This is a genomic window from Serratia sp. 22264 (assembly GCF_052045345.1).
In the GTDB taxonomy this organism is placed as follows: Bacteria; Pseudomonadota; Gammaproteobacteria; order Enterobacterales; family Enterobacteriaceae; genus Serratia; species Serratia plymuthica.
The window spans coordinates 2,235,802-2,255,038 of sequence record NZ_JBQEOY010000001.1 but is presented as its reverse complement, the minus strand read 5'-3'; the positions used below and the strand labels follow the sequence as shown (position 1 = coordinate 2,255,038).

Here is a 19,237-nt window from a genome sequence, read left to right as displayed (position 1 = left end):
GATGACCCGATATCTGGCGAGGCGCATTGGGCAGGCGGCGCTGGTGCTGTGGGCGACCTTCACCCTGTCGTTTATCCTGCTGCAGGTGCTGCCCGGCGATGCGATTCTGATCAAGTTCCAGAACCCGGACATGGGGCTAAGCCCGGCGCAAATCGCCGATATGCGCGCCGCTTATGGGGCCAACGTCTCGCTGTGGCAGCAGTATTTGCACACGCTGGGCAACGTGCTGCGTGGCGATCTGGGTTACTCGATGCAGGCCGGCGTGCCGGTCACCGATCTGCTGGCCACCAACCTGCCCGCCACGCTGCAACTGGCGGTACTGGGCTTCTCGCTGGCGTTGATCCTGGCGCTGGCGATTGCCTTTCTCTCCAATTTGAGCGGTTTCGGCGGGCTGAGATCGGCGTTGCAATCGCTGCCCTCGTTGTTTGTCTCGGTGCCTACCTTCTGGCTGGGCATCGTGCTGATCCAGGTCTTTTCATTCCAGCTCAAGTTGATCCCGGTGATCAACCCGGGCGAGTGGGAAGGGTTGATTCTGCCGATCGTGACGCTGGCGGTACCCATCTCCGCCCCGCTGGCGCAGATATTGATCCGCAGCATCGATCAGGTCCAGACGCAGCCGTTTGTCGCCGTGGCGCGCGCCAAAGGTGCCAGCCGCAGCGGGGTGTTGTGGCGGCATGTGGCGCGCAACGCCATGCTGCCCGCGCTGACCATCGCCGGCATTTTGTTCGGCGAGCTGATCGCCGGGGCGCTGATCACCGAAACCGTGTTTGGCCGCAGCGGGCTGGGGCAACTGACCCTGCAGGCGGTGCTTAATCAAGACGTGGCGGTGTTGCAGGCGATTGTGGTGATTTCCGCCGCCGCCTTCGTCACCATCAACCTGCTGGTGGATCTGCTGTTCCCGCTGCTGGATCCCCGATTGAAAACGCAAACAGGAGCCGCCGTATGAGCAGTATCTCCTTTGAAAAAGCGACCGTGCCGGAACGCGATCTGGCCGGGCTGGAAAGCGAAGGCACCTTGCCGGCCAGCCGCCCGCGCCGCCGCAGGCGCGTGCCGGTGACGCTGCTGCTGGCCTGGGCGGTGATCGCCATTGCGGTGCTGTGGGCGTTGGCGCCGCAGCTGTTTACCGCCTACAGCGGCACCGAGGGCATTGCCGGCGCGCAGCGGCTGGCGCCGGGCGGGGCGCACTGGCTGGGCACCGATCAACTGGGGCGCGATCTTTACGCGCGCATTGTTTATGGCGCTTCGCAAACGCTGTCCGCTGCGCTGGTGGCGGTGGCGCTGGGCTTGCTGCTGGGCACCGCGCTCGGGCTGATTGCCGGTGCGGTGGGCGGTGTGGCGGACGATGCGGTTATGCGCCTGGTCGATGTGCTGCTGTCTATTCCCGGCCTGCTGCTGTCGCTAAGCATCATTATCCTGCTGGGGTTTGGCACGGTGAACGCCGCCATCGCCGTCGGCATCACCTCGGTCGCCAATTTCGCCCGCCTGGCGCGTGCGGAAGTGGTGCGGGTGCGGCACAGCGATTACGTCGAGGCGGCCTATGGCAGCGGCGGCACCTTTTGGGCGGTGCTGTGGCGGCACATTCTGCCGAACTCGCTGACCTCGGTGATTGCCTTCTCGGCGCTGCAATTCGGCAGCGCCATTCTGGCGATCGCCACCCTGAGCTTCCTCGGTTACGGCACGCCGCCGCCAACGCCGGAATGGGGGCTGTTGATCGCCGAAGGGCGCAACTACATTTCCACCGCCTGGTGGCTGACCACTTTCCCCGGTTTGGCGGTGGTGGCGGTGGTGCTGGCGGCTAACCGCATCAGCCGCGCGCTGGCGAGGACGCATTGATGAGCATTCAAACCGCATTGCAACGGGCCGCCGCCACGCCGGTGCTGGAGCTGGACAAGGTTTCCATCGCCTATCAGGAGGCGGCCGGCAGCCGCCGGGTAGTGCACGACGTCTCTTTCTCGATCCAACCGGGTGAAGTGGTGGCGCTGGTCGGCGAGTCCGGTTCGGGCAAAACCACCACCGCGCAGGCGATCATTGGCTTGCTGACGGAAAACGGCCGTCTGGAGCAGGGGGCAATCCGCCTCAACGGCACCGACATTGCCCACTGGTCGTCACGCCGACTGGATGCGGTGCGCGGCGCGCAAATCAGCCTGATCCCGCAGGACCCTTCCAGCTCGCTTAACCCGGTAAAAACCATCGGCGAGCAGGTGGCGGAGATCGTCAATATTCACCGCCGCTTGCCGCGCAAGCAGGTGCAGCAGCGGGTGGTGGAACTGTTGACCCGGGTTGGCCTGACGCACCCGGAGCTGCGGGTGCGACAGTATCCGCACGAGCTTTCCGGCGGCATGAAACAGCGGGTATTGATCGCTATCGCCATTGCGTTGCAGCCGGCGCTGATCATCGCCGATGAGCCCACCAGCGCGCTGGACGTCACGGTGCAGAAACGCATTCTTGATCTGATCGACGAGCTGCGGCAGGAATTCGGCACCGCGGTATTACTGGTGACCCACGATCTGGCGGTGGCGGCGGAGCGCGCCGATAGGCTGCTGGTGTTCCGCCACGGCCGGGTGCAGGAGCAGGGCGTAACCGCCGAGGTGCTGCGTGCTCCCGCCAGCGACTATACCCGCCGGTTGTTTGCCGATGTGCCTTCGTTGGCCGGCGGCGCCGCGCCGCAGCTAAACCTTGGCACGCAAGAGCCGGCGATCCAGGTTAACGGGTTGGTGAAAGATTTTCGTCTGGCCGGTTCCGGCGGCAAAAGCTACCGCGCGCTGGATCAGGTTTCTTTCAGCGTGCAGAGCGGCACGACTCATGCGCTGGTGGGGGAATCCGGCTCCGGCAAGACCACGCTGGCGCGCTGCCTGCTCGGTTTTCAGCGGCCGGACGCCGGGCAAATCATTATCGACGGCACCGATTTCACCCGGCTGAAGGGGGAAGCGCTGCGCCAGTTCCGCCGCCGCATTCAGTTGGTGTACCAAAATCCTTTCGGTTCGCTCGATCCTTCGCAGACGCTGTATCAGGTCATTGAAGAGCCGTTGCTGAACTTCGAACCCTTGGGTAAAGCCGAGCGCTATCGCCGGGTGCGCGAGCTGTTTGAACGGGTGGCGCTGCCGGACGATCTGCTTGGCCGCAAGCCGCGCGAGTTGTCCGGCGGCCAACGCCAGCGGGTGGCTATCGCCCGCGCACTGGTGTTGCAGCCAAGGGTCCTGGTGCTGGACGAAGCCACTTCGGCGCTGGACGTGACGGTGCAGGCGCAGATCCTGCGCTTGCTGCAGGATTTGCAGCAAGCGTTGGGGCTGACCTATTTGTTTATCTCGCATGACCTGGCGACGGTGCGGCAGATTTCGCACAGCGTATCGGTGTTGCACCGTGGGCAGCAGGTGGACGGTGGCGCGACCCGTGACCTGTTCGCCATGCCGGGCAGCGATTACACCCGTCAGCTGATTGAGGCCATTCCCGGCCGCCACTGGCATGCCGCACAGCCAAAGAGTGAGGACGCGTTCCATGAGCAGTAAGAGACTTGGTTTTTTCACCCGGTTGTTGGATCAGGGCAGCGCGCAACAGCGTTACCGGCTGGCGACCGAACAGATTGTGCATGCCGAACGGGCCGGGTTTGATACCGCCTGGGTGGCGCAGCACCATTTCCATGAGGATGAAGGCGGCCTGCCTTCGCCGCTGGTGTTTCTGGCGCAGGTGGCGGCGCGTACCCGCCATATTCGGTTGGGCACCGGGGTAATCACGCTGCCAATGGAATCGGCAATTCGCGTGGCGGAAGACACTGCGGTGCTGGATCTGCTGTCCGACGGCCGGCTGGAGGTTGGCATTGCCGCCGGCGGCACCCCGTCCTCGTTCAGCGCCTTCGGGTTCGATGCCCAACAGCGCAACGCGGTGTTTGCCGATAACTTCGATACCCTGCTGCGGGCCTGGCGCGGCGAGGCGTTGGGCGGCGAGGATAACCGCTTGTATCCGGCAGCGCCGCAGTTGGCGCAGCGCGTCTGGCAAGCCACTTTCTCGGTGGAAGGCGGCGAGCGCGCAGGGCGGGCCGGTGATGGCCTGATGCTGTCGCGCACTCAACCCCGCCCGGCGGATGCGCCGGATTTGCCGCTGGACGCGTTGCAAAACCCGATTATCGACGCTTATCTGGCGGCGCTGCCGCCCGGCATAGCGCCGCGCATCATGGGCTCGCGCACGGCGTTTGTCACCGACCATAGCCAACAGGCGCGGGACTTCGCCGCGCAGGGGCTTGGGCGGGGGCTGGAACGCTTGCGCGCCAGCGGCCACCGGCCGTCCGATGAATCGCTCGACGGATTGATTCGCGCCTTTGACGTGCACCTGGGCACGCCGGATCAGGTTATTGCCTCGCTGCAAAAAGACAGCGCGTTGGCACGGGTGACCGATCTGGCGTTTCAGGTGCATTCGATCGACCCGCCGCACGCCCATGTGCTGCGTTCGATCGAGCTGATCGCCCGCCATGTTGCTCCGGAGCTGGGCTGGCAACGCCGCAATCCCGCTTCCGTCTCCCACGAATATCCCGCTGAGGAAAAGGTATGACAACCACGTTGAACACTGAGGATCTGCTGGCGACGCTGGCGGAGATCGCGCCCGGTTCGGCATTGGCGCAGGCCAGAGCGACGCGTCAGGCGGCGACAGACGCCATTCAGGCCAGCTATCAGGCGCTGTTTGCTCCCGCCGACGCCGGGGATTTTCCGCCGGCGCAGCGGCTGCTGATCGCGCAGCGCATCAGCGAATGGCAGGCCGACCAGCCATTGGCCGCACACTACGCGGCGTTGCTGGAACAGCAGGGCGGCGCGCCGGCCGGCCCGCGTTGGCAGGCGGCGCTGGCTCATGCCGAACGGCTGGCGTTCAAACCCGCCAGCGCCGACGCGCAGCATTTGCAGGGGTTGCAACAGGCCGGTTGGTCGCTGGACGATATCGTCACGCTGTCGCAACTGATCGCGTTTGTCAGCTTCCAAAGCCGCCTGCTGACCGGTTACCGGCTGCTGGGCGACAAACCGGTTGAGGTGACCGGCACCCCGGTCAGGGCCGGCGGTTGGCGTACCGACCCCGTCACGTTGAGCGGCCGCCATGCGCCGCCGGTGTTTACCCGCCAGGAACTGGGGTGGGAACCCTGGATCGCCGCCAAGCCGCTGGCGGAGTTCGATGAGCCGGGACAGGCGTTGTTGACGCGTTTCGGCCATAGCGATTCGGATTACTTCCGCCTGCTGGCGCGCAATCATCCGGTGCTGGAACAGCGCACGCTGGCGGACAGGGCGATTTTCTACACCCCTGGCGGGCTGGAGCGCAAAGATCGCGAACTGGCGGCGACGGTGGCCAGCAAGGTCAACGGTTGCATCTATTGCGCTTCGGTACATGCGCGCAAGGCGGCGCAACTGTCGAAACAAACGGAAGAGGTGCAGCGTCTGCTGGACGTAGCGCCGGGCGGCGTACTGAGTGAGGGGCAAGGGGATCGCTGGCGGGCGCAGATTGATTTTGCCGCCGCGCTGTCCGCCACGCCGCCGCAGGCTGACGCCCGGCATCTGGCAGCGCTGCGCGAGCAGGGGCTGGACGAACTGGCGCTGTTGGATCTGGTGCAATCAACGGCGTTCTTTGCCTGGGCTAACCGGCTGATGCTAACCCTCGGTGAACCCTTCGACGACTAAGGCGGACGGTCGCTTTACATCGGCCACACTGCATCGCGTACGGTGATCGCTCTGGGCAGCAGGCCCAGGGCGTAAAACCGGTCGGCAATGCTTTGTTGTTCGCGGATAACCTGGACATTCATGGCGCGGGTTTCATGGCTGCGGCGCGACAACGCCAGCTCGAGCGAGGCCGGTGGCAATCCCAGTTCGCTGGAGAGATAACGCGCCGCTTCAACCGGCTGCTCGGCAATGTAGCGGCCGGTATTTTGCAGCGCCAGCATCATCTGCTGGAGCAGATCGCCCGACTGCTCGGCAAAGCGACGTCTCGCCAGATAGAACTGCTGATTCAGCACCCGCTGCGTGCCGTCGGCGATCACCCGCAATTCCCCTGAACGCTGCGCGTCGCTGAGCAACGGATCCCACATCATCCAGGCGTCTACCGCCTGATAGTCGGTCGCCGACAGCGGATACTTCGGCGGTGTGTAGACTATGCGCACGTCGCTTAGCGCCAGCCCTTGCTCGTCGAGCATCTGCACCAGTAAATAGTGGACGTTGGAGCCTTTGTTGACCGCGATGCGCTTGCCGCGCAGATCGGCGGCGCTGCGGATCGGGCTGTCGTTCGGGACTACCATCGCCACGCTTTGCGGCGCCGGCGGTTCATAGGCCACATAGACCATGCCATGCCCTTGAGCCTGGGCGAAAATCGGCGGCACCTCGCCGGTGGTGCCGAAATCGATCTCATCGTTGTTCAGCGCATGCAACAACTGCGGTCCGGCGGGGAACTCGCTCCACAGGATGCTGATGTGCCGGTCGGCGAAGCGCTGCTCCAGACTTTGCCGCGCTTTGAGCACCCCGAGATTGCCGAATTTCTGATAGCCGATACGCAACTGTTGTTCCTGCTGCGGCCAGGTGGCGGCAGGCGAAACGGCAGTAGAGGTGGCGCGGCGGCGCGGCTTGATCAACCCGAGATGCGCCAGGTGGGTGCGCAGCGTGTTGCGGCTGATGCCAAGCAGCATGGCGGTTTGCAACTGGTTGCCGTCGCTGGCCTCGAAGGCGCTGCGCACCAGCGAGTTCAGCACCCGTTGATAGAGCTGCGTGGTGTCCCCTTGCAACTGGCGGCGCATAAAGTGCCCGATTGCGTCATCACCGGCGATGCCGGCATCTTGCAGGTTTTGATTCAGCCGCAACTGGTGGGGGGCGATCAGCGCATCTTTGCTCAGCAGCACGGCGTTGTGCAGGGTATTTTCCAGTTCACGCACGTTGCCCGGCCAGTGGTAATCCAGCAGCGCCTGCAGGGTTTCCGGTGCCAACCGCAGCCGTGGCCGCCCCAACCGGTGGCCGTACAGCATAAGAAAATGCTGGGCCAGCACCGGAATGTCGTCCGGCCGTTGGCGCAGCGGCGGCAGCGTAACTGCGGCTACGTTGAGCCGATAATAGAGGTCTTCGCGAAACAAGCGCTCGCGGATCGCGTTGGCCAAATCCACATGGGTGGCGGCAATCACCCGGACATTCACCTTCAACGCCTTGCGCGAACCGACGCGGGTGATCTCCCGTTCCTGCAATACCCGCAACAGCTTTACCTGTAATGGCAGGCTCAGCTCGCCTATTTCATCCAGCAGCAGGGTGCCGCCTTCCGCCGCCTCGAACCACCCCTGATGGGTGCTGGTGGCACCGGTAAAGGCGCCTTTCTCATGGCCGAACAGCTCGGCCTCGGCGAGGCTTTCGGTCAGCGCGCCGCAGTTCACCGCCAAAAACGGCTGATGACGGCGCAGGCTGTTGTGGTGCAGATAGCGCGCCACCACCTCCTTGCCGGTGCCGGTTTCACCGACGATCAGCACCGTGGCTTCGGTCGGCGCCAGCCGGTCCAGCACGCTTTGAAAGGCGATCGACGCCGGGTCGATCAGCACCGGCTTGTCTGGCGCATAGGGTTGTGGGTTATGCATTGGGCGGCTCCAGGCTTGGCGAGGCTAACGGAGAAAAAATCTTATCCCAGCAGGGCGCCAACGGCGAGGGGAGCAAAAGTGCGAGGTGCTGCAAAAGCAGCAGTTCATCAGCAACGGTTGTTGCCAATGCAGCAGTTTTGCCCGCGCTGTAAATCTACAACCGGATGATTTTAAACAACTAAAAAATTCCACGACGCTGGCATGCATCCTGCTAACAGATTTATAACCAAAGGGTAATTTTCTATCGATAAAAACCAGGAATGGTTATATGGGAAAGGCATAATGACTGAGTCCGTGAAAGAGAATATTAACGTTTTCTGGTTCCTGCCGACCCACGGCGACGGCCGTTACCTCGGCACCGCTCAAGGCGGGCGGCCGGTGGATTTACCCTACCTGCAACAAGTGGCGCTGGCCGCCGACAATCTGGGGTATTACGGCGTGCTGATCCCCACCGGCAAGAGCTGCGAAGATTCCTGGCTGGTGGCGGCGGCACTGGCGCCGATCACCCGCCGTCTGCGCTATCTGGTGGCGGTAAGGCCGGGTTTGCAGCCGCCGAGCCTGGCTGCGCGCATGGCGGCGACGCTGGACCGGCTGTCCGAGGGGCGGCTGCTGATCAACGTGGTGACCGGCGGCGACCCGGTAGAGAACAAGGGAGACGGCATTTTCCTTAACCACGCTGAGCGCTATGAGGTGACGCAGGAGTTTCTCGAGGTCTACCAGCGCTTAATGAAGGGCGAAAAGGTTGATTTTGCAGGCAAGCACATTCGTGTCGAAGGCGCGGAACTGTTGTTCCCGCCGGTGCAGGAAAACGGCCCGCCGCTCTATTTCGGCGGTTCCTCCGAAGAGGCTATCGGCATCGCCGCCAACCAGATAGACACCTATCTCACCTGGGGCGAGCCGCTGGAGCAGGTGGCGGAGAAACTGGCGGTGGTGCGCCAACGCGCCGAACAACAGGGGCGCAAGCTCAACTACGGCATTCGCCTGCACGTCATCGTGCGCGAGACGGAAGAGGAGGCCTGGGCCGCCGCCGATCGGTTGATAAGCCATCTGGACGAAGGCACCATTGCCGCCGCGCAGAAAATTTTTGCGCGCATGGATTCCACCGGGCAAAAACGCATGAGCGCACTGCACGGCGGCTCGCGGGACGATCTGCGCATCGGCCCTAACCTGTGGGCCGGCGTCGGCCTGGTACGCGGCGGCGCCGGCACCGCGCTGGTGGGTAATCCGCAGCAGGTGGCGGAGCGCATTCTCGAGTATCGGCAGCTTGGTATCGACAACTTTATCCTTTCCGGCTACCCGCACCTCGAAGAGGCCCATCGCTTCGCCGAACTGGTGATGCCGCTGCTGCCGCTGGCGCAGCCGTTGAACCCGACGGCGCGCACGGTGAATACCGGCCCGTTCGGGGAAACCATCGGCGGCGACAAACGGCCAGCCTGAGGATCAAGGCGGCGTGATGGCAGTGTGCGCAATACCCCAACTCCCTCAGGGTGAAGCACCCAATCTCATTCTGCGGCAGCGCTTTCTGCCGCAGTTTTATCTTTCAAAAAGAGAATAATTACGTTTCCCTGCATTTTTTTAACGTGGGTTACAAACGTACACATCTCTTATCTATATCGTGACGAATAATTCAAATTGATAAAATTGCCCGCCGTAATAAATGCTCAGATACTCGGGTTTAGAGTTGGCGTAATTAAAATAAGAGCAATCAGCTCAGATGCCAGTGCATTTACCAGGGGAAATGGGCCAGATGGGCAGTTTTTTTAAGCAGGTATATCGGTATTCTCATTCTCGCCCTTATCGGCACAATGAAAATCTCTGGCCCTATGTGAGGATTGAGCGGGCCCAAAGCGGCGAAATTGCCGTATTGCATTATAAAAAAAAGCCGGTTCCACTGGTAGCGCTGTCCGCGTTGAAAGACAGTTGCCAGGGGCCGCTGCTGCTTACCGCAACCGGGCCTTCGGTTAACGACATTTGTTTTAACCATATTCCCGCCATGCCGACAATGGGGGTTAATGGTGCTTATTCGCTGCACCCGCGGGTCGATTTTCACTTTTACGTTATCGTCGACATGGGGTTTATTGATCAACGGCCGGATATTATAGAAAACATTATCCTGAAGCCGGATTTAATTCTTTTTACCACGGTACACGGCATTGCCAAAATAATCGACCGCTTTACGCTGGCGGGCGTGAAGTGCCGGTTTGCCGTGGTAGAAGACGCGGCATTTAAAATCTACAGCCCCAAAATAACCCCCTCAGACCTGTGGGAGCATTACCGAAACGACCGCAGCGTCTCTTTTTCATCGGCCAATAAAACCATTGCCTTCACCCACGATATCCGGCGCGGGATTTTCGATGCCGGCACGGTGGTTTATTGGGCTTTCCAGATCATTTCATTTCTGGGGTTCAAACAGCTGTTTATTGCCGGATTGGATATGAATAATTTCCATTTGCCGCGCTTTTATGAAACGAAGGAAAATAAACTGCCCACTTTTTTGCCTGAAAAAATTGACGATATCATCATGCCTGCCTTTAGCCACGCCGGTGAAAGAATGAAAAACAACAGTATTGCCATCAAGAATTTTTCGTTGAGCAGCGCCATTGACAGTAATGTTTTTGAAAAGGTTGATTATAATGATTTTTTCAAAAAAGGCTGATGTCACTACGGCTTTCTATGTTTACCCATTCCTGGCCTTTTCATTTTTCAGCGCCGTGTTTTGCGGGTATACCCGGGTCAATAATTTATTCCATATTGCCGCTTTTTTTTACCTTATCGCATTGGTCACCCGCCCGGAGCTCCGTTCGGCATGGCTAAAGCAGCGCAAGGCGGTACAGGGGCTGGCGTTGGCGGCGTGTTTTTTGGCCTATTACTCCGCCAGCAATCTTTGGGGGGGAACGCCGGACGATACGGGGTCGGCCTTTACCCACAGCGCTTATATTCTGATCTACCTTGCCCTGCTGGTCACCTTGCTGGCTGGGTCCAGGCGTAATTTCTTACTCTGCGCGGTGATTGCCGGCATTGTGCTGCTGTGCGCGTATCTGGCTATAAGCGATTATCAGGCCATTTATACCCTCAGGGAGACCTCGGCCCTCAATCCGGGCCCGCGTAATGTGATCGATCTCGCCGGCTATGCCGCCGTGGGCATTATTTTAAGCCTGATGGTATTGCGCGATACCCGGCAAAAGAAAGTGCTGCTGGCGATCCCGCCGCTGTTTGCCTTTATGGTGCTGACGCAAAGCCGTGGCCCGTTGATTGCGTTATTGGCAGCGCTGGCATTGACGACCTCATTCGTTACGCTCAATAAAAAAACGGCTATGGGCATTGCGGCCACGATGATACTTGCCGTCGTCGTCGTTTTGTTTTCTGACATTGGCGAGATGCTGATTACGCGCTTTGAAGAGCTGTACCAACAGAGTTTTGTGCGCATGAGCATTTGGCGACACAGCCTGTCGCTGATAGGTCAGGCGCCGTTTTTTGGCTATGGCTTTGATAAAGAACTGACCTTTACCAACTATACCGGTGAGTTTATTCATACGACCCACAGCCTGTATCTGGGCGCGTTGCTCAAGGGAGGATTGGTCGGGTTCTGTTTATTCGCCGCGTTGCTGGGGTTTGGAGCACGGCTTGCGCTGAGCCATCTCAGGGCCGGCCGCCGCCTGGAGGCCGCCTTATACCTGTTTATGCTGATCTTCTATTGCTCGCAGGGCATGTTTGTCATCGCCAACCCGGCCGAGTTTTGGTATCTGTTCTGGTTCCCGGTGGCGATGGTATTGACGTCGCCGCCGCCTGCCGAAAATTGATCAGCCGTGAAGGGGGGCGAGCGCCAAGGCATTCGCCACTTTTTCAAACACCTGGTTCTCGGTGATGATGCTTAGCGGTTGACGGCGTTGCGCTAGGCTAAGTTTTTCGGCATCGACCGGCACGTACATCACCTGATGCAGTTCGCTATTTTGATAGGGGCCGGTGTGCTGCGGATTTGCCGTGACAAACAGGCTGACGGTCGGCGTTTTCAGGGCGATGGCCAGGTGTAACGGGCCGGTGTCGCCGGTCACCAGAACCTGCATGTTTTCCATGACCGCCAGCAACTGCGGCAGCGTGGTTTTGCCGATATGGCTGACCACCCGTTGCCGTTCGGCTGCCGTCAATCCCGCCATAAACGCCTGCTCGATATCCCGCTCTTTAGGGGCGCCGATTAATTCAATTTGGTTATGCGCCGACTGCGCCAGCAAGAGCTTTGCCAGACGGATAAACTGGCCGACGGGCCAGCAGCGCAACGGTTCAGACGCGCCCATCTGAAAGCCGATAACGGTTTTCCCCACGGCCTTGTCTCTCGGCGGGAAGGCGATGGGAATAAACATTTCGGTGTTTTGAGTCTCGCAACCCAATTGGGCCACCAGATCCAGCTTGCGCTGAATTAAATGCCCGCCGGTGCTGCGGCTTACGCCACTCAGCCAGCGCTCCATGCCGGTGGCTTTATTGCCGTAGGCGTCTTTGAACACATAGTGGCAGCCGGCGGTAATCGCGGTGATCACGTCATAAGGGGATTTTGAGTGCAGGATGATGGCCAACTGGGGCCGGCGTTTTCGCAGTTGGCAAATTACGCCAAGCATGTCTTTCGCTTTATGATCCCAATAGATGACATGGTCAAAGTAACGGCTGGTCGCGACCAGTTGTTTGTTTTTGTGGCTGGAAACGAGAGTGATGCCGGCCGCCGGATAACGTTCGCGCAGCGCGCGAATGGCCGGCGTATTGAACATCAGATCGCCGAGGGCGGTGGTGGAAAAAATAACGATACTGTCGAAAACCAGGTCCGGCTTAAAAGTGGCCTTGTCTTTGAAATGCCCTCCCAGCCGGGTGTAAAGTTGCAGGCCAGCGTTGGCCGCCGTTATTTTCCACTGTTTCGACATCTTGATTCACTTTGAGTTGATTGGCGCGCCGCTCGGACAGGTGCATCATATGATGTTTACCTCAACGGGCCAATGGGCGGCAATATATTGCTACATATGTTTGCGTAACCTTAATAAAGGGCAGCGGGCTGCCCCTGTGTTGCATCAATTTGGCCAAACCTGCGAACTGCGCGGCGTATCCATCCGGTAATCCGAATAGGGCCGCGTGAAGATCTCGCGCCCCAGATCGCGGGCGGCCAACAGCGGGTTACGCGGATCGCGGCCGATTTCGCCCCGGCTGTTGCCTGCGCCATGCACTACCCCGACAAACTCGGAGTGCGAGTAGCGGCTGAACTCCTGGATTTGATGCGCGATGCCCATTGCCGCGCCGGGGTAGGTTTCTTCCGAGGCGACCGCCAGCCCGATGCGTTTGCCGCTCATGCGCTGATGCACCTGCTTCGCATCCGGATAGGCGTCGGCGTAATAGCTGAAAGCGCGGTCGAAAAAGGCTTTGGTCTGCGCCGACATGCCGTACCAGTAAATGGGGGTGCAAAACACCGCCGCATCGGCCGGCAGAAAATGCTCCAGGAACAGCTCGCCATAGCGGTCGGTCGGCGGTGGGCTGTGGCGCTCATCCGTCAGAAATCCGCTGATATAATCATCCAGAAAATGCAGGCTGGCCCCGGTTCCCGCCTCGGCGGCACCCGCCATGACGGCTTGCGCCAAAGCGGCGCTGTTGCCGTCGCGGCGCGGGCTGCCGACCAGCACGATAAGGCGTTTGGGTTGATGAGTTGAATTCATGTGATTCTCCGTTTACCGAGCGTGAAATTGTCATTGCCACTCTATTGGGAGCAAGGGGCAGGCGACAAATGACGCTTTCTCTGCCAGGATGAATTCAATTCATCCCTATGGATTGTCCACTATGTTCGCCACGCTTCCGGTTACCGCACTGCGCACCTTTGAATCCGCCGCCCGCCTGCGCAGTTTTAAACAGGCGGCGCTGGAGCTGGCGGTTACGCCGACCGCAGTTTCGCACCAGATCAAGGCGCTGGAGCGGCAACTGGGTTTTGCCCTGTTCGACAGGGTGCCGCGCGGCGTGCGGCTGACGGAGAAAGGGGAGCGTTTGTTCGCAGGGGTACATACCGCGCTGCTCGATGTGGCAAACACGCTGGATGCGCTGCGGCCGGTGCCCAGCGCCGGCGCGCTGTGCGTTTCCGTGACCCATTCTTTCGCCGCCCTGTGGCTGGTGCCGCGCCTGGGGCGTTTTTATCAGGCTTATCCGCACTATCTGGTTCGTCTGGAGGCTTGCGCTGAGGTGATCGACCTGCAGCAGGACGCCAGCGTGGACATTGCCATACGCTACAGCAGCGCCAATTATCCTCGATTGCATCAGGCCGCACGGTTGGAAGAACGTTTTGGCGTTTACGGCGCGCCGGGGCTGTCTGCCACACAGTTGCAAACGCCTGCGCTGATCACCGTTCGCTGGCGCGATTCAACGCTGTATGAAAACGGCTGGCGCGACTGGTGCCTGGCTGCCGGGGTCGACTGGTGGCAGCGGCACAGGTCGCTGCGTGCCTACGATGAGGAGCATTATGCCTTGCAGGCGGCGGTGGCCGGGCAGGGGCTGGTGCTGGCCAGTTCGGTGATGGTGTCCGATCTGGTGCGTAACGGCCTGCTGGTGGCTTACCGACCGGAAATTGGCGTACCGGGCGCCGCTTATACCGCGCTTTGCGTGCCTGGGCGCGAACGACACCCGCCGGTGCGGGCGTTTCTGGGCTGGTTGCAGCAGGAATTGCGGTATTGAATACAGCACAAAATAAAAACTTTTCTGATGTGGAGCATGGGAATATTGGGTAAATTCGGTATTCCATTCCCATGAGAGAGATGTCCATGAGCCAGCCAAGAACTTCTGATTACCCGATTGATGCACAGTTTATTGAACGCTGGTCGCCGCGTGCGCTGGCCAATGATCCTATCGACGACGAAACCCTGTTGAGCTTCTTTGAAGCGGCGCGCTGGTCACCTTCGGCCTATAACATCCAGCCCTGGCGTTTTGCTTACAGCAAGCACGGCTCGGCCAGTTGGGACAGCTACCTGGATTTCCTGATTGAGTTCAACCGCGGTTGGGCGCAACACGCCTCGGCGCTGGTGGTGGTCATCTCCAAAACCACCAGCCTGAATGGCGATAAGGAAGTCGCTAACCCAAGTCATGCGTTTGATGCCGGCGCCGCCTGGGCGAACCTGGCGTTGCAGGCGCACTTGAAAGGCTGGCTGACCCACTGCATGGGCGGCGTCCACCACGACAAAATCAAGGCGGCGCTGAACCTGCCGGATAACTATGTGGTGCACGGCATGGTGGCGATCGGCAAAGCGGGTGATAAATCCCAGTTGCCGGAGTTCCTGCAGCAAAAGGAGATCCCTTCAGGGCGGTTGCCGCTGGAGCAGACGGTGGTCGAAGGGCTGAACTTCACCCTGTAATCGTTTCGCCTGACGTGAAAAAGCCCGCAGAGGATAACTTTGCGGGCTTTTTGCTTTCTTCAGGCCTTGCTCATCACCACAACCAGATAAATGCAGGGCTCGTCGCTCTCGTTTTTGAACACGCAGTCCGCCGGTGGGCCAAGTTCAAGGCAATCCCCTGCGGCCATTTCATGGCGATTTTCCCCTTCCAGGAACACCAGCTCGCCGGACAGTAACCAGATTAATTGGCGTTTGAACGCGTAGACGGAGGCTGGCATCGGGATCTCCGCCCCGGCGGGCAGCTCAACGCGCACCAGATCGAGCGGAATGTCTGAGCGCGGGGACACATGACGGCGGACGTAACCGCTCTCGGGATCGACCCAGACCGGTTGATCCTCCCGGCGCAGCAGCCGGCCTTCCTGCGTTTCCGCACGCGCGATCAGTTTGGACATGCTCAGGCCGAAGGCGCCGGAGAGCCTGGCCAGCAGCATGGCGGTGGGGCTGCTGTCGCCGCGTTCAATTTTATGCACCATGGCCCGCGAAACGCCGGCCCGCTCGGCCAGATCGGACAAGGACCAATGGCGGGCTTCGCGTTCGATGCGGATGCGTGCGCCGATGCGCTGATTTAGGTTGTCTAATTTATTGTTCATATCGTAGTATGATAGTGGACAGTCAACCAGGGGGTCAACATGCTTATCCGTAACGCGACTATAACCGATAGCGAAGGCATTGCCGCTATCTATAACGACGCCGTGCTTAACACCACGGCGATCTGGAATGAACTCACCGTCGATGCGGCGAACCGTGCGGCATGGATGGCGGAACGCCAGGCGGTGGGGTATCCGGTGCTGGTGGCCAGCAACGAGGCGGGCGAGGTGATTGGCTATGCCTCGTTCGGCGACTGGCGGGCGTGGGACGGCTATCGTCACACCGTGGAGCACTCGGTGTATGTGCGGCGCGACAGCCGCGGCGGCGGGGTGGGGAAAACCCTGCTGACAGCCCTGATTGAACAGGCGAGAGCGATAGGTAAACATGTGATGGTGGCGGGCATCGAATCCGGCAATGCCGCGTCGATACAGCTGCACCTTAATCTGGGGTTCCAGAACGTGGGGCGGATGAGCGAAGTGGGCGCCAAATTCGGCAAATGGCTGGATTTGACCTTTTTGCAGTTGCAACTTGATCACGAAAAATCGCCGCCGGCCCGCTAATCCTATGAATATCATGCTATTGCTGCTGGTGGCGGCGGGTGTCAGCCTGGTTGCCCAGAACCTGCTGATGGTGCGCATCAGCGAAAGCGCATCGACGATCCTGATCGCTCTGGTGATCAACTCCAGCGTCGGCCTGCTGCTGTTGATGGCGCTGCTGTTCGCCAAAAACGGCGCCGGCGCCCTGGCGGAGGTGACCGGCAATTTCAGGGGTTGGATGCTGTTGCCCGGCTTGCTGGGCTCGTTCTTCGTCTTTTCCGGCATTTTGGGTTACCAAAAGCTGGGGGCAGCGACCACCATTTCGGTGCTGATCGCCAGCCAACTGGTGGCGGGATTGGCGGTGGATATTTACAAGGCCGGGCCGGCGGCGCTGCGCGACAACCTGCCTGCGCTGTTCGGTGCCGTTTTGTTGGTGGTGGGCGCTTTTTTGGTGGCCAGAAGAAGTTTTTGAAGAGAAAAAGCCCGCCGGTTTTTCCCCTGGCGGGCTTGTCGGCATCGGCGCGGGCCTACAGGTTAGCCGTTTTCACTAAGGCGGTCGGGCGGTGCGTCTATGCCGAGTATGGCCGTGCTTTTACGGTATGAGCACAAGATAAAGGCGAGCCCGAGCAGACAAGCGGAAACAATGACAAACCGGCTGTTGATCAACTGCGAAAGCGCCCCCCCCAACAAGGCAGCCGGCGGCATGATCCCCCAGGTGATGAAGCGAAAGCTGGCGTTGATCCGACCCAGAAGGTATTCGGGGCTAACCAACTGCCGGAGGCTGATAATATTGACCACTCCAATGGACGAACCCCAGCCTGCGCAAAACAGGAAGACGCCGAGTAGCAGCTGATCTTGCGGTGCTGCTTGCGTCACGGTGCAAATAGCCAAAGTGAAAAGGCTGTAGATCACTCCGCCCACCATGATGCTGCGCCCGTGCCCCAGCCGTTCGCTGGCCTTGCCGGCGCAGAGTGCGCCGATCAATCCCCCCAGCCCCTGCAGCCCCAGAATCAAGCCGACTTGCGTGGTGGCAAGGCCCAGCGTGCGGGTGAGATAAACCATGATTTGCGGGGTCGCCGCACAGGCGAAGATGTTCCACACCGCGCCGATAATCACCAGACGGCGTAACGGCGGTGAATGGAAAAGGGTGTGAATGCCCAGCTTGATTTGACTGAGGCTTGACGGACGGGCGCCCTCGGGAGGCGCAGGCTTATTCTTGGGCACGGTCAGGATCATGCTGCTGCCCATCAGAAACAGCAGGCTGTTCAATAACAAGGCCCCTGGAATGCCGGCAATTTTTAACAGCATGCCGCCCACGGCAGGCCCGACCAACTCTGCCGCACCGGCAATGGCCGCCAGAGCGCCGTTGCCTTTGGCAATCAGCCGTCCGGGAACCAGCGCAGGGATATAAGTCCAGTAAGCCACTTCAAAATAGACATTGGCGGCGCCGACGATAAAGACCATCGCCGCCAGAGTCATCACCGACAATGCGCCGGTCCAAACGATAAACATGATTATCAGCAACAAAACGACACGCAGAAAATTGGCGCAAAACAGAATCGACCGACGCTCCCACTTATCAGCGGACACGCCGGCGATCAGGCTGAAGATGATAAAGGGCAAACGTTCGCTGGCGGCGAGAAGGCCTATCTCAAAGGGTGTCGCATCAAGAAAGGTTATGGCGATGAGCGGGATAACGATAATCACTATCGCCGTGCCAAGCTGAGTGGCAATATCTCCCATACAGAATCGTACGAAGGCCGGATAATGAAAAATCGAATCCCGTGTCGTCATTTGAACTGCTTCCTTAGCTCGCCAGTGTGCATGCAGTAAACCTTACGCAAAGTATTTTGCCGTTTCCAATCCAATCAGCGCATCTATTTCGTTCAGGAAGCGATGCCCTTTTTCAGCCACTTCCTGCGGGGTTTCGGCCAGAATAATGACGTGCCCCATAATGCTGAAATTGCCCCCGTAGCGCCCAATCTCCTTACCGGCAAAGATATTCAGCGTATTGTGCGGGATCTCGTAGCGAGCCAGCAGTTCATCGAGCTGTTCCGGTCGGAAGGATGAGGAGATGGTGCCTCCATGTCTGGCCGCCACCGCGAGAGTAATCCCCGCATTGGTAAACTCATCGTCGCTGACAGTGACCGGCTCCCCCAGATGCAGACGGATCAAATACTCGAAAGGATCGTGGCCTGTCTGAATCTGATACATGATCGGAGACACGCTGCCCATCATTCGGGCATTGATTTCCACCAGCACCGGGCCGCTGTCGGTTAACAGCAATTCTACGTGATACAGGCCAATCTGAATGTTCAGGGCGGTAAACACCGCTTGCAGATAGGTTTTCATCTCTTCACGCGCTTGTTTCGGTAAACCGGAGGGCATGACCGCCGCCAGTTCCAGCAGATCGTAATAATGCGCGCGGTAACGGGTGGTGGTGGCGTAAAACATGACCTCGCCTTCACGCACGATCACCTCAGCGGAGTGCAGGGTGCCGGTGACGTATTCTTCGATGATATATTCATGCGACACCACGCTGTCAATCAAGGCGCTGTTGGCCCGGTCGATCTTCAGGTTATCGATATAATTATCGAAATCGCTCTGCGTGTGGCAAATAGCGGAAAATTGTTTGGCAAAGCCGCGAATGGGTTTTACCACAAACGGCAGCTTGATTTTTTTTGGCCCTTGCAACAGTTCCTCTTCATTTAACACCTCAAAATCCGGTGAGCGGATACCGTTGTTCTTCAGGGTGGTGCGCAAGCGATTTTTAAATATCGCATTGCCCAGATCTTGCGGGCTGGGATAGCGCGTTCCCCATTTTTCAGCCGCACAGGCGGCCGCCATGATGCCGGTCTCGGCCGAGCTGATTACCGTGTCGAACGGATTCTCTTTCACCAAGGCCTCGAGTACGGGGAAAAGATGCTCGTTTTCCAATGTATCTACCTCGATATAACGATCGACATGGCCTAACTGGTTAGCCAGTTTCGCCGGGTCTTTCGACATGATGCTGACGAAACTCGAAGACTTGGTCGGATGAATAAAGGTGACCTGGTGGCCGAGCCGCTGAGCGCTGCGAAAGGCGTTCAGACCGGTCGGGGTGCTGTCGATAAAAATAACGTGAGCCATAAGCATTT

General features: G+C 59.6%; 18 protein-coding genes. 12 read left to right on the top strand and 6 right to left on the bottom strand.

The window, feature by feature from the left end; translation table 11 throughout:
• The first annotated feature begins 1 nt into the window (after position 1).
• Genes ACTJJ1_RS10515 through ACTJJ1_RS10495 form a run of 5 tightly spaced genes read left to right on the top strand, consistent with a single transcriptional unit; the run spans position 2 to position 5,651 of the window.
• Positions 2 to 946 carry an ABC transporter permease gene (locus ACTJJ1_RS10515; RefSeq protein ID WP_004946748.1) on the top strand — a complete coding sequence of 315 codons (945 nt, stop codon included), beginning with the start codon at positions 2 to 4 and terminating at the stop codon, positions 944 to 946.
• A complete protein-coding gene (locus ACTJJ1_RS10510; RefSeq protein ID WP_004946744.1) occupies positions 943 to 1,833 on the top strand; it encodes an ABC transporter permease in 891 nt (296 codons plus the stop codon). Before ACTJJ1_RS10515 ends, ACTJJ1_RS10510 begins: the two co-directional genes overlap by 4 nt.
• Entirely contained in the window at positions 1,833 to 3,506 is a 1,674-nt protein-coding gene (locus ACTJJ1_RS10505) for a dipeptide ABC transporter ATP-binding protein (RefSeq protein WP_440833502.1), read from the top strand. Before ACTJJ1_RS10510 ends, ACTJJ1_RS10505 begins: the two co-directional genes overlap by 1 nt.
• Positions 3,496 to 4,542 (top strand): putative FMN-dependent luciferase-like monooxygenase, encoded by a 1,047-nt coding sequence (locus ACTJJ1_RS10500; protein ID WP_208904222.1) that lies wholly within the window; start codon positions 3,496 to 3,498, stop codon positions 4,540 to 4,542. Before ACTJJ1_RS10505 ends, ACTJJ1_RS10500 begins: the two co-directional genes overlap by 11 nt.
• A complete protein-coding gene (locus tag ACTJJ1_RS10495; protein ID WP_020439400.1) occupies positions 4,539 to 5,651 on the top strand; it encodes an alkylhydroperoxidase domain protein in 1,113 nt (370 codons plus the stop codon). The genes ACTJJ1_RS10500 and ACTJJ1_RS10495 overlap by 4 nt, the downstream gene beginning before the upstream one ends.
• Positions 5,652 to 5,665: 14 nt before the next feature.
• On the opposite strand, the gene ACTJJ1_RS10490 is transcribed toward ACTJJ1_RS10495, so the two are convergent.
• Complete coding sequence (locus tag ACTJJ1_RS10490; RefSeq protein ID WP_440833499.1) at positions 5,666 to 7,573, bottom strand: aliphatic sulfonate ABC transporter substrate-binding protein; 1,908 nt, start codon at positions 7,571 to 7,573, stop codon at positions 5,666 to 5,668.
• A gap of 282 nt (positions 7,574 to 7,855) precedes the next feature.
• Between ACTJJ1_RS10490 and ssuD the strand changes: the two genes are divergently transcribed.
• The 3 genes from ssuD (at position 7,856) to ACTJJ1_RS10475 (ending at position 11,373) form a co-directional block, all read left to right on the top strand.
• A complete protein-coding gene (gene ssuD, locus ACTJJ1_RS10485) occupies positions 7,856 to 9,010 on the top strand; it encodes an FMNH2-dependent alkanesulfonate monooxygenase (protein WP_004946729.1) in 1,155 nt (384 codons plus the stop codon).
• Between the two features lie 310 nt (positions 9,011 to 9,320).
• Positions 9,321 to 10,229: a sugar glycosyltransferase gene (locus ACTJJ1_RS10480; RefSeq protein ID WP_440833642.1), complete on the top strand. Its 909-nt coding sequence runs from the start codon at positions 9,321 to 9,323 to the stop codon at positions 10,227 to 10,229.
• Positions 10,207 to 11,373: an O-antigen ligase family protein gene (locus ACTJJ1_RS10475; protein WP_440833497.1), complete on the top strand. Its 1,167-nt coding sequence runs from the start codon at positions 10,207 to 10,209 to the stop codon at positions 11,371 to 11,373. Before ACTJJ1_RS10480 ends, ACTJJ1_RS10475 begins: the two co-directional genes overlap by 23 nt.
• On the opposite strand, the gene ACTJJ1_RS10470 is transcribed toward ACTJJ1_RS10475, so the two are convergent.
• A complete protein-coding gene (locus tag ACTJJ1_RS10470; RefSeq protein ID WP_062792358.1) occupies positions 11,374 to 12,480 on the bottom strand; it encodes a glycosyltransferase family 9 protein in 1,107 nt (368 codons plus the stop codon). It lies immediately after the preceding gene.
• Between the two features lie 144 nt (positions 12,481 to 12,624).
• Positions 12,625 to 13,260: a flavodoxin family protein gene (locus ACTJJ1_RS10465; protein ID WP_004946718.1), complete on the bottom strand. Its 636-nt coding sequence runs from the start codon at positions 13,258 to 13,260 to the stop codon at positions 12,625 to 12,627.
• Positions 13,261 to 13,381: 121 nt separating this feature from the next.
• Between ACTJJ1_RS10465 and ACTJJ1_RS10460 the strand changes: the two genes are divergently transcribed.
• Positions 13,382 to 14,263, top strand: a complete 882-nt coding sequence (locus ACTJJ1_RS10460) for a LysR substrate-binding domain-containing protein (RefSeq protein ID WP_006326477.1) — start codon at positions 13,382 to 13,384, stop codon at positions 14,261 to 14,263.
• A gap of 86 nt (positions 14,264 to 14,349) precedes the next feature.
• Positions 14,350 to 14,937 carry a nitroreductase family protein gene (locus ACTJJ1_RS10455; RefSeq protein ID WP_013813687.1) on the top strand — a complete coding sequence of 196 codons (588 nt, stop codon included), beginning with the start codon at positions 14,350 to 14,352 and terminating at the stop codon, positions 14,935 to 14,937.
• A 59-nt stretch (positions 14,938 to 14,996) separates the two neighbouring features.
• Here ACTJJ1_RS10455 and ACTJJ1_RS10450 read toward each other — a convergent pair whose 3' ends face one another.
• Positions 14,997 to 15,566, bottom strand: coding sequence for a helix-turn-helix domain-containing protein (locus ACTJJ1_RS10450; RefSeq protein WP_006326475.1), 570 nt, complete (start codon positions 15,564 to 15,566; stop codon positions 14,997 to 14,999).
• Between the two features lie 39 nt (positions 15,567 to 15,605).
• On the opposite strand from ACTJJ1_RS10450, the gene ACTJJ1_RS10445 reads away from it, so the two are divergent.
• Together ACTJJ1_RS10445 and ACTJJ1_RS10440 are read left to right on the top strand one after the other, a co-directional pair.
• Positions 15,606 to 16,124, top strand: a complete 519-nt coding sequence (locus ACTJJ1_RS10445; RefSeq protein WP_041417033.1) for a GNAT family N-acetyltransferase — start codon at positions 15,606 to 15,608, stop codon at positions 16,122 to 16,124.
• Between the two features lie 4 nt (positions 16,125 to 16,128).
• A complete protein-coding gene (locus ACTJJ1_RS10440) occupies positions 16,129 to 16,572 on the top strand; it encodes a DMT family transporter (protein WP_041417031.1) in 444 nt (147 codons plus the stop codon).
• A 62-nt stretch (positions 16,573 to 16,634) separates the two neighbouring features.
• On the opposite strand, the gene ACTJJ1_RS10435 is transcribed toward ACTJJ1_RS10440, so the two are convergent.
• Entirely contained in the window at positions 16,635 to 17,894 is a 1,260-nt protein-coding gene (locus ACTJJ1_RS10435) for an MFS transporter (protein WP_006326469.1), read from the bottom strand.
• A 42-nt stretch (positions 17,895 to 17,936) separates the two neighbouring features.
• On the bottom strand, positions 17,937 to 19,229 hold the full coding sequence (locus tag ACTJJ1_RS10430) for an ATP-grasp domain-containing protein (RefSeq protein ID WP_004946705.1): 1,293 nt from the start codon (positions 19,227 to 19,229) through the stop codon (positions 17,937 to 17,939).
• Positions 19,230 to 19,237: the final 8 nt, after the last annotated feature.